Source organism: Dendrosporobacter quercicolus (assembly GCF_900104455.1).
Taxonomy (GTDB): Bacteria; Bacillota; Negativicutes; order DSM-1736; family Dendrosporobacteraceae; genus Dendrosporobacter; species Dendrosporobacter quercicolus.
This window is the reverse complement of sequence record NZ_FNHB01000007.1, coordinates 211437-222290: the sequence shown is the minus strand read 5'-3', so window position 1 is coordinate 222290 and position 10854 is coordinate 211437. Positions and strand designations below refer to the sequence as shown.

The window sequence follows — 10854 nt, the reverse complement described above, 5'->3', positions numbered from 1 at the left end:
TCGGTCGTCAGCGCCCTGATGACCGGCGGCTGGATGACCGGCACCAGCGACATATACGAATACGCCGCCACCGACAGCGGGCCTAACAGGTCTTTGGCGAAACGGCTGGCGACATAAATGGTTGTCGGGCCGTCCGCCGCACCAATAATCCCGATGGACGCCGCATGCTCAAAGGAAAAGCCCACCAGCGTCGCCCCGATGGCGGTCGCAAAGATGCCGAATTGCGCCGCCGCCGCAAACAGCATGACCGAAGGGCGGCGGATCAGCGGCGTAAAGTCGCACATCGCCCCGATCGCGATAAATATAAGTACCGGGAAAAGTTCATTGGCAATACCGGCATTATACAGTACAACCAGGAAGCCCTGCTCGCCCGGTATATTTGATACTGCGGAAGAATGGGGGATATTGGCCAGAATTGAGCCAAACCCGATCGGCAATAACAGCGCCGGCTCATAATCATGCTTTACGGCAAGATAGATGAGGACAGCCCCAATCGCCCACATTACGACATGTTTCCAGGAAAGTCCGAGAAACCCCATTAAAAGTTCGTCTAGCCACGGATACTGATGAATCATTGCTTCCATTTTTTCTTCTGCCTCCTGATCTGGATTTAATTCTGCATTTTAAACTGCCAACTGACAAACCTATTGGCGGCATTTCCGGGGGAAACGCATTCAGCGGCGGAACACGAACGTACGCTGTTCCGCCGCCGATTTGTTTAATACTGACTGATTGCCGGTGACGTAAAAAGCATTCTTCCTTTACGCCTTTGTAAAAGCTGTATGGCTATTATATAACCTGACGGCTGTCCATAAGCCTTTGCCGCCCGGTCGCGGCCCATTGGTTGCCTGAGCGGTTAATCCTGACCGCCAAAACCTGCTCAGTGCCCATCATGGCATAAATACTTGCCGCAATGACGGCAACCACCTCCGGACTGATCCCAGGGGCTTCAATATTTACGCTGCCGGAACTGACTGTCGCTGCAGCGGCAATCGTCTCTTTCTTCGTTTTATCAGGCTTAGGCTTGCCAAACAAGAAATCGAAAAACGCCATACCAATACCTCCAATCATGTCAGATTAAATTGAATAATTTACATCTTAATATTTTACAATAGATCTTAACATATTACAAGTTAGCCAATTGAATTTCTTCCGGACAGGCGGAGCAGTCAGGCCGGCAGACGCACAGTTAGAGCGGTATAGCGCCAAAAATACCGCCAACGACAATGTAAATAAGCATCATGCCAAGAGCAACAGGCAAACCATACTTTTGTATATCGGCCAGTGACACATTGGTGATACCGAGCAGGAGCCACAAAGCGCCAACTAATGGAGACAGAAAATGAATGGGCTGGCCCATTAGCGATGCGCGGGCGATTTCCGCCGGAGTAATGCCATATACGGCGGCTGTTTTGGCGAGAATAGGTACAATGCCATAATAGAAAGCGTCATTGGAAAGGAAGAACGTGCCGGGCGCACTGATGATGGCCGTAATTAAAGCCATGTGAGGCCCCAGTGATTCCGGAATCATCTCGACAAGGGTTTGGGTAAGCGCCGCGTCCATTTTTGAACCGGCAAGAATCCCCATAAAGCAGCCTGCACCGATAATTACCATAACAACATTAAGTGCTTCGGACGCATGGGCAGCCAGACGCCTTCCCTGCTCCTTGACATCTCTGAAGTTAATGGTCAGAGCGATACTCGTGCCAACCGCAAAAATAATGCCAAGCGGGAATTTATCAGAAAGCAACGCAGCAAGCAGGCAAAGTGTCACAACCAAATTAACCCAGAAAAGCTGCGGTCTTTTTAACTCCTTCTTCTCTCCCGTAATTTTTGCCTCAACTTCTTTTAAATGCGCTTCATCCATTTCCATAATGCCAAGGCGTTTTCTCTCCTTGACACCGACAAAGTAAGCCAGAATAACCAGGAAAATAAATGAGGCGATCATTCCGGGAACAAGCGGATTGAACACATCGCTTGCATCCAGCTGCAAGGCGGCCATAACCCGGGCAGTCGGGCCTCCCCAGGGAATAATATTCAGAACATTATTGGTCATTAAGGTAAAAAGGGCCAGCACCACAGGACTCATGCCCAGCTTTAGATAAAGCGGCAGGAATGCGGTAACGATAATCATAAACGTTGTTGAGCCGTCGCCGTCCAAAGCGACAACGGCAGTTGTACAAACTGTGGCAACAAGAATTTTAACCGGATCACCTTTTACAATTTTCAGAATTCTAACCACCAACGGATCAAACAGGCCTACATCAATCATTATTCCAAAATACATAATTGCAAACAGCAGCATGGTAAATGTCGGCGATATCTGTTTCACGCCGTCGATCATCCACTTGCTGATTTTCCAGGGATCGCCGTACCCAAAAATATAGGTGGCAATGATGGCAAAAACCAAGGGCACCAGAATCAAAGCCGTTACCGGCTGCATTTTCTTCGCCATAATCAAGCCCATAAAAGTCAAGATCATAGCAAACGCAAGAATTGACAAAACTTCCATGAAATATTTCCTCCTTCTTAAAATCACCTGATATTTCTACGTTACTTCATTGCCGGGACCTGCTAACTTGTTTTATCCAAGACAAATTATACTAACATTTGTAAGTTTGTGTAAAATAAGAATTTTCTATTAACTGTTATCGTAATTTTCTATTTTTTAGACTTGCCATGACTTTGTATAATAAAGTCATGCTTAGCAGGATGGCTCTATTTCATCATCAAATAGATCTATGATGTATGATTATTTTTTAGGAGGAGAAGAAAATGAGCGAAACAAAAAGACTTCGTCATGCGGCGACCGCCGGCTTCGAAGAGAAAAATGATTTGCTGGTGCGCGCTGTTCCGGCAAATCAAGGCGCCGGAATTCAAATTAGCATCACCTCGCCTGTATTATTACAGTTTGGTGACCATATCCGGGACTTAGTTGCTGAAACCGTAAAAACTGCCGGCTTTGACGATATTATCGTAGAGATAAAAGACAAGGGCGCCTGGGACTATACCATACAGGCCCGCCTGTTAGCCGCTTTGGAAAGGGGAATGAAAGATGAGTGATCCAACAACAAAACTTCGGCGCACAATGATGTTCGTACCGGCCAACAGTCCTAAAATGATCAACAATGCCGATATTTACGGTGCGGACAGCATCATGTTTGACGTTGAAGACGCAATTGCCGTAACCGAAAAAGATACCGCACGGCTGTTAATCAGCCATGCCCTGAAGGCAATGAAATTCAAAAGTGAAACTGTTGTCAGAATCAATCATCCTACCCAAACTCCTTTTGGCATGGATGACCTGGCTTGCATATTGCCGGCAAAGCCGGATTTGATCCGGTTGCCGAAAGTTGAATCCGTCGAGGAAGTACAACTGGTTGCCGCTGAAATCGAAAAAGTGGAACAGCGTTTCGGCTGGGCGGAAGGAACCATCAATATTATCGGCGCAATCGAAAGCATCAAGGGCTTATATAATGTCAGGGAAATATGCAAGCAGCCCCGCTTTATTGCCGTTGCGCTGGGCGCCGAAGATTTTATTGCCAATATTAAAACACAAAGAACAAAAACAGGCGTTGAGCTTTACCATGCCCGTGCGGAAATCCTGATGGCCGCCCGCAATGCGGAAATTCAGTGCTTTGATACCGTATTCTCCGACGTAGAGGATATTGAAGGCTTTAGGGCTGAGGTAAACTTTATACACGACATGGGCTTTGACGGAAAATCCGTGGTCCATCCCAAGCAAATCAAAATAGTAAATGAAATTTACACGCCGACGGAAAAACAAATCAAACACGCCGTCAAGGTGTTAAAATCATTTGAGGATGCCTTGAAAAATAACAAAGGCGTCATCAGCGTAGACGGAAAAATGATTGACGGCCCGATTGTTGTACGGGCTGAGCGGGTAGTCGCACAAGCCAAGGCCGCCGGAATTGATATGCAGCAGTTCCAGTAGGCCGCAGGCCAATGTCTTTCCAGAACCAGCCGCTTTGCCTCACCGGCAAAAACCGGACAGCTCTGTAGAAACTGATCCGGTAATCACAACGACAAAAGGAGATTTAATCATATGAAAAACAGTATCGGACGGGAAATACCGGACAACATCCCCGGACTGAAAAATCTCAGACTCTATGAAGGTGAGTTCGCCCCCCTGCCGGCGGGTAGCCTATACGGAAAAACAGTTCGCCAGGGCCGGCCGGGAGACAATAAAATCCTTTCGTCGCTGAGCGAAGCGATCGAGAAAGCCAATGTAACGGACGGCATGACGATTTCTTTCCATCATCATTTAAGAAACGGCGACTATATTATAAAGATGGTAATGGAGGCGATTGCCGCCAAAGGGATTAAAGATATCACCATAGCGACAAGTTCGTTAAATCCCTGTCATGAATTTCTGATTGATTATATTGAAGACGGCACAGTTACCGCCCTGGAAACCAGCGGACTCAGGGATGCACTGGGCAAGTACCTGACCAAAAACCCCGGCAAACTGAAAAAGCCGATCATTATCCGCTCGCATGGCGGGCGCGCCCGTGCGGTTGAAGCGGGGGAACTTAAAATCGATGTGGCTTTTATGGGAGCACCAGCTTGCGACCGCTTCGGCAATGCTACCGGCATGCAGGGTCCGTCCGCTTTCGGCGCAATGGGGTATGCCATGACGGATTGCAAGTACGCCGAAAAAGTAGTCTTAATTACCGATAATCTTATTGACCATGTTTATCCCTACAGCATTCCGCAAACCGATGTTGATTACATCGTTGTTGTTGATCAAATAGGCAATCCCGCAGGCATTGCCACAGGAGCCATCAGAATCAGCAACAATCCCCTGACCCTGTGTTTAGCCGAATATGCAGTTGAAATTATGGATGAAACCGGTTACTTGCAAGAAGGTTTTTCCTGCCAGCTGGGCGGCGGCGGCGCATCTCTCACCGCTGCAAAATTTCTCAGGGAGAAAATGGACAAAAAGAACATTAAAGGCAGCTTTGGCATTGGCGGAGCTACGGGAATCTTTACGCAAATGCTGGCCGACGGTTTGTTCAAAGCCCTGTATGACATCCAAACCTTTGATACTGCTGCAGCTAAATCACTCTATGAATTGCCCCAGCATATTGAAATATCAGCTTCGCATTACGCCAATCCCTGGAATCCGGGACCCATTGTCAATGATCTTGATATCGTTATTCTAAGCGCAACAGAGGTTGACCTTGATTTTAATGTAAACTGCATGACCGATTCCAATGGAATTCTGATGGGCGCATCGGGCGGGCACAGCGATACCGCCGCCGGAGCCAAGCTGAGCATCATCGTATTGCCGGCCGTCAGAGGCCGTCTGCCGATGATTCGCGACCGCGTTCAGACCGTGATAACGCCTGGCGACAGCATTGACGCTATCGTCACCGAACGGGGCATAGCAATCAATCCCAAGCGGACCGATCTTATCGAAAAGCTGAAAGACAGCAAATTACCGCTGATGACCATTCAGGAGCTGCAGCAAGCCGCCTATGAGCTTGTTGGTAAACCCAGGGAAATTCAATACAGCGATAAGCCGGAAGACATTGTCGCTGTCATTGAATATCGTGACGGCAGCATCATTGATGTCGTTCGAAAACCGCTAAGCCTGTAAACGGCAGACACCCGAGCGGCCTCCTTTCGCCCAGGCCATTGCGCAGCGAAAACAATTTAGTCCGAACCATACAATAAAGTGGTATAAACAGCAAATAAATGCTGTTTATACCACTTTTATTTTAAAATCAAGAGCAAACCCGCCAGCTACAGCTTTAAGGTAACGCCGCTGTTTTTTGCCTGAAGCAGAATCTCAATTAACTGGACAATTTGCGCCCCCGCTTCTACCGGAGGAATGCCCTTGCGGTGGATATTGGAAATCACATTGCGCTGGGACTCCGGTTTTAGCGGACTCGACTCATAAGCCATATAACAGCTCATACTTTCGCCTGTCGCCAGTCCCGGCCTCTCGCCAACCAGCAATACTGTTACTTTGGCCTTGAGCGCGTCACTGATTTGATCCATCGTAGCCACCCGGCCGTATTTGATGAAAACCGGCGTCCCCAGCTTGTATCCGCCGGCGGTTACGCCATCAACAATGATCGGATAAATATCAGCCAGATTGGCATTGATTGCCGGAGAACTTAAACCATCCGCCACCAGGATCTGCACCACCGGACGGTCAATACAACGTTGTTTGATTGCGCGAATCGTATCAGCAGAGAATATACGGCCCAGATCGGGGCGGGTAATGTACTGTTCTTTATCTTCAACCAGCGTTTGCACCTGATAAAAGCCCAGCTTTTCAATGAGCGTCTCATCAACATCAGACCAGACGGCATCCATAGCCACTGCATGATCGGCCCGGAACCGGAGCAGTGTTTCGGTTCTTAGACGGTCTCCGGCCCGGCCCACGCAGATACGGGCATTTGTCGATTTCCTCAGCCGGATGCAGCTTTCCGGATCCCGGGCCTGACCGACGGCGATCCGGCTGGTATAATCAATCCCTGCTATATCAGGGATAAAGTATTCTCCCATGCCATTCCTACCTCCTAAACTGTGAATATTGACAGATCTCCGGCCCGCTCGGTCAAGCGCCCGGCCAGCATAATTCCGAGGTCCTCCATCCGCTCGGCGAATTCCTTGATCGGCCTTTTGCCGGTAAGCTCCCGCAGAGCAGCCATATCATGAAAACTTGTTGTTTGATACATGAGCATAATATCATCGCCGCAGGGAATCCCCATAAAATAGGTGCAATCTCCCATCGCCAGAATCATCGCCAGATTTTCCAAATCATTCTGGTCAGCTTTCATGTGATTGGTGTAGCAGACATCCACGCCCATCGGCAAACCGGTTAATTTCCCCATAAAATGGTCTTCCAGTCCGGCTCTGATCATCTGGCGTCCGTCATACAAATATTCCGGTCCGATAAAACCGACAACTGTATTGACCAAAAACGGCCGGTACCTTTTCGCCAAACCGTAACAACGCGCTTCCAGCGTAACCTGATCAGCGCCATTGTGCCCTCCTGATGACAATTCCGATCCCTGCCCTGTTTCAAAATACATAAAGTTGGGCCCTGTTGAACTCTTATGCGCCTGCATAAGCTGATAGGCATCATCCAGCAAGTTAACATCTATACCAAAGGCTTCATTTGATTTTTGCGATCCGGCCAGGCTTTGAAACATCAAATCCATAGGAGCCCCTTGTTGCAAGGCTTTCATTTGGGTGGTAACATGCGCCAAAACACAATTTTGCGTAGGGATTTTCCATTTGTTTGTAAATGTCTTAAATTGTGTTAGCAGCGCGGAAATCCCATCAATACTATCGATTGCCGGGTTCAGGCCAATTACGGCATCGCCTGCCCCATAACTGATTCCCTCCATCACCGAGGCCATAACGCCGCGCAAATCATCTGTCGGATGGTTTGGCTGCAATCTGGACGACAATGTTCCGGCTTCCCCGATGGTCGTATTGCAGGTTGCAGTGACGCCTAATTTTTTCGCCGCATAGACCAGATCCAGATTACTCATCAGCTTGGTCACGCCGGCAATCATTTCAGCTGTTAACCCATCCCGGACGGCTGCCAGGGATAAACCGTCGGACTTTAAAATAAATTCTCTGAACTCCCCGACAGTCATTGACTGTAATGTTTGATAAGCATCGGCTGTCACCGCATCCTGAATAACCCGGGTTACCTCATCAGTCTCATAAGGAATGACCGGGTTATTTCTCAAATCCGCCAAAGTCATTTCAGACAGCACCACTTTTGCAGCCACTCTTTCCGCTGTGGTTGCGGCTCCGATACCGGCTAAGCTATCGCCTGACTTTTCTTCATTGGCTTTGGCTAAAACCTCTTTTACATCTTTAAACTGATATACACTGCCAAAAAGCTTTGTTTTTAACTTCATTCTCTTTTCACCTGTTCCCCCTGAGTCGTTAAACATACCAATCCAGTTAACTTTTAAATACCAGTGTTTTGACAACCACCGGCACAACATTGGCTACCGGCCGGCCAATATCAATGTAATCACCGCAATCAACTTTTATCTTGTCTAAACAAATAACTTTTTTGGATTCTTTTACCATAATCTTTATTGTCTGCCCCAGCGCTTTGGCGAAATCATGTTCAACGATCACAATAATTGGTTCGCTGCTATGCGCATTAGCCGCTACAATCGCTGTTGCCAGCGCCTTTATTTGGGTGTAAGCAGGACAAACAGGTCCTTTGAAGGCAATCGCAGCATTGACCGCCTGATACAGTTTGTGTTTTGATCTGATTTCCCGGCATAGGCTGTCGTACGAATAATCAGCCTCGCAGATGCGAATAACCGGAATGTTCTGCAGCGGTAAAATAGCTTCATCAATGACGATCGTACTGCCGCTTATTCTTATGGAGTGGCTGCCTGCACCAACTACGGTTGCCCTGATTTTCTCTCTTGGCGTCAATAACCGGTTGCCATATTGGACAAACGCATGACGAATCGACTGACCAAGCAGCGGACCGATATCGCCAAATTGGCCCACTTTCGCTAAAGTCGAAATATCTGCTTCACGATAAATAAACTCCGCCACACCGCCGGAAAACATCCGGTAGGCCGCAGTCAGGCCTTTCGCGCCATGATTAATAAACAAACCGGCAATTTTCTCATGAAGCGGCTTATTTTCACAAATAGCCGCAATTCCCTCAGCCAAAAAATCGGTTAGAGACTTTAATGCCTTAAATTCCGGTCTGACGCCAATTTTCAAATCCAGTTTCAAACATTGGGCCACCGGCTTGATCTTTTCAGAAATATACGTAATCCGGCCATTGGAATCAAGCTGAATTAATCTGCCGCCAATATTCAGGGCAAAACAGTCCACTGCCTCGCCATCAGAAAATATTGCAGCATTGGCCGTTCCGCCGCCAATGTCAAAATTAAGCACACTGGCAGTGGTATTCTGCGACTGCTCAGCTGCCCCGGCGCCAAAGCCGGCCAGAATTCCTTCCAAATCAGGACCTGCGGTAGCTACGACAAAATCTCCGGCAAAACCGGACAATACCCGTAAAACCTCCCGGGCATTGTCCTTGCGCGCTGTTTCACCGGTAATCATAATCGCGCCTGTGGCAATATCCCCTTTTTGAATACCGGCTAACCCATATTCCCTGTTCACTAAAACTTTTAGGCTGTCCAGGTCAATGATCTCCCGGGAAACCAAAGGGGTAAAGTAAATCTTGCTTTTATAAATCACTGTTGTTTTCGCAATTTCAACCTCTGGAATTGCCAGGGATGAAGTCTTGTTTTGCACTGCAATTTGGCTGAAAATGACCTGTGTAGTTGTTGTGCCAATATCAATGCCCACACTTAAAAATTCACTTATCACCTTGAAACCGTTCAACTCCTCTGAACAAGACGCCTATTGCCCATCTTTAAACCCTATTCGTCAAGTTCTTTTAATACGCCAAACTCCTCCTCAAACGGACGAATATTTTTGTTGCCCCAGATAAAATAGTAAATAACAGCTACGGCATACACTACCAAAACAGAGAACAGCGCATCACTGGAAGTATAAAATAAGCTGCCCAGACAAAACACAGCCATACTCAAACTGATCACCGGTATAACCGGATAAGCTACTTTAAACGGACGCTTCAGTCCAGGTTCTTTGATTCTCAGTGCAAATAAACTGATCAGACTGATCAGATACATAATGACCGAACCAAATACCGAGATCGTAATCACCACATCAGTCAGGCCGGTCAGTGCAGCGCCAAGGCCGATAATACCGGGAATGATCAGTCCCCAGACCGGCGTGCGGTGCTTGGGATGAATATAAGCCATGAATTTAGGCAGATAACCGCTCCGCGCCATCGCATAAGTTTGCCGTGAATACCCTACAATAATGCCATGCAAAGATGCAACCAAACCAAACAAGCCAATAAAGTTAATCAACAGAACCCAGAACGACCCTTCCCCGTAAATCCCGCTAAGCGCCATTGGCAAAGGAAAGTCAACTGTTTCAATCAGCTTAACATCAGCAATTCCAGCCGTAAGAAACAAAGTCAGAAATGCCATAATCATTAAGGTTCCCATACCGCTTAAAAATCCGATGGAAATATCTTTTTGCGGATTCACCATTTCCTCAGCCGCCATTGCGCCCCCCTCAATTGCCAGGTAAAACCAAATGGCAAAAGGGACTGCCGCCATTACGCCGCTAAACCCGTTGGGCAGGAGAGGCTCGCTCATTACCCTGGCCAGTTCAAAATGCGGCAACGCCAGGCACCAGTAGATAACCAGACCTGCTAAAGCGACAATTGTTACAATGAGCTCAAACGTTGCGGACACTTTCATTCCCCAGAAATTAATAAAAATAAATAAGATAAACGCCAGCACCGTTGCCGACATTACCGGGATCCCGGGAAAAATATGATGAATATAACCACCGACTGCCAAAGCAATCGCCGGAGGCGCAAAGATAAATTCAATCAAGCAACTGATGCCGCTGATGTACCCCCAAAACTTGCCCAGTCCCCGCCGGGCATAAGCTGACGGCCCGCCGGCATGCGGAATGGCTGTCGCCAGCTCGGAATAAGACAAAATGAAGGTTACGTAAAAAACGGTTACCGGAACCAATGCCAGCGCCAGTCCGATCACCCCGCCTGCGCCAAAACCATAACTCCAGCCAAAATAATTGCCGGATATAACTAATCCAACCGCCAGCGCCCACAAATGCACCGGTTTTAGCACCCGCGATAAATTGGCGCCCGGCGCTGCCGCCGTTTTTTCACTGCTATTTTTCACAACTAAATCATTTTTCATCATATCTTCCCCCTCATCACTGTGCACAGCAAATAAAAAAGCTCATAACTAC

General features: G+C 47.8%; 10 protein-coding genes. 3 read left to right on the top strand and 7 right to left on the bottom strand.

All coding sequences use genetic code 11. The features are described from left to right. The 3 genes from BLR06_RS14030 to BLR06_RS14020 form a co-directional block, all read right to left on the bottom strand. Positions 1–584 (bottom strand): sodium ion-translocating decarboxylase subunit beta (locus BLR06_RS14030; protein WP_139164498.1); only part of this gene is annotated, 584 nt, incomplete at its 3' end. Between the two features lie 205 nt (positions 585–789). Next, complete coding sequence (locus tag BLR06_RS14025; protein ID WP_092074213.1) at positions 790–1053, bottom strand: OadG family protein; 264 nt, start codon at positions 1051–1053, stop codon at positions 790–792. Positions 1054–1189: 136 nt separating this feature from the next. Further along, positions 1190–2512, bottom strand: a complete 1323-nt coding sequence (locus BLR06_RS14020; protein WP_092074212.1) for a CitMHS family transporter — start codon at positions 2510–2512, stop codon at positions 1190–1192. Between the two features lie 263 nt (positions 2513–2775). On the opposite strand from BLR06_RS14020, the gene citD reads away from it, so the two are divergent. From citD to citF, 3 genes are all read left to right on the top strand, one after another. Beyond that, a complete protein-coding gene (citD, locus tag BLR06_RS14015) occupies positions 2776–3063 on the top strand; it encodes a citrate lyase acyl carrier protein (RefSeq protein WP_092074211.1) in 288 nt (95 codons plus the stop codon). Then, a complete protein-coding gene (locus BLR06_RS14010; RefSeq protein ID WP_092074210.1) occupies positions 3056–3955 on the top strand; it encodes an aldolase/citrate lyase family protein in 900 nt (299 codons plus the stop codon). The genes citD and BLR06_RS14010 overlap by 8 nt, the downstream gene beginning before the upstream one ends. A gap of 111 nt (positions 3956–4066) precedes the next feature. After that, complete coding sequence (gene citF / locus BLR06_RS14005) at positions 4067–5623, top strand: citrate lyase subunit alpha (RefSeq protein ID WP_092074209.1); 1557 nt, start codon at positions 4067–4069, stop codon at positions 5621–5623. Positions 5624–5769: 146 nt separating this feature from the next. Here the strand turns inward: citF and eutC are convergent, their stop codons facing one another. From eutC to eat, 4 genes are read right to left on the bottom strand one after another with little or no spacing between them, the layout of a single operon-like run. Next, positions 5770–6540 carry an ethanolamine ammonia-lyase subunit EutC gene (gene eutC, locus BLR06_RS14000; protein WP_092074208.1) on the bottom strand — a complete coding sequence of 257 codons (771 nt, stop codon included), beginning with the start codon at positions 6538–6540 and terminating at the stop codon, positions 5770–5772. Positions 6541–6554: 14 nt separating this feature from the next. Further along, the gene (locus BLR06_RS13995; protein ID WP_092074207.1) at positions 6555–7913 is read right to left on the bottom strand and encodes an ethanolamine ammonia-lyase subunit EutB; all 1359 of its coding nucleotides are present in this window, start codon (positions 7911–7913) and stop codon (positions 6555–6557) included. A 46-nt stretch (positions 7914–7959) separates the two neighbouring features. Further along, positions 7960–9366 (bottom strand): ethanolamine ammonia-lyase reactivating factor EutA, encoded by a 1407-nt coding sequence (locus tag BLR06_RS13990; protein WP_092074206.1) that lies wholly within the window; start codon positions 9364–9366, stop codon positions 7960–7962. Positions 9367–9419: 53 nt separating this feature from the next. Then, complete coding sequence (eat, locus tag BLR06_RS13985) at positions 9420–10805, bottom strand: ethanolamine permease (protein ID WP_092074205.1); 1386 nt, start codon at positions 10803–10805, stop codon at positions 9420–9422. Between the last annotated feature and the right edge of the window lie 49 nt (positions 10806–10854).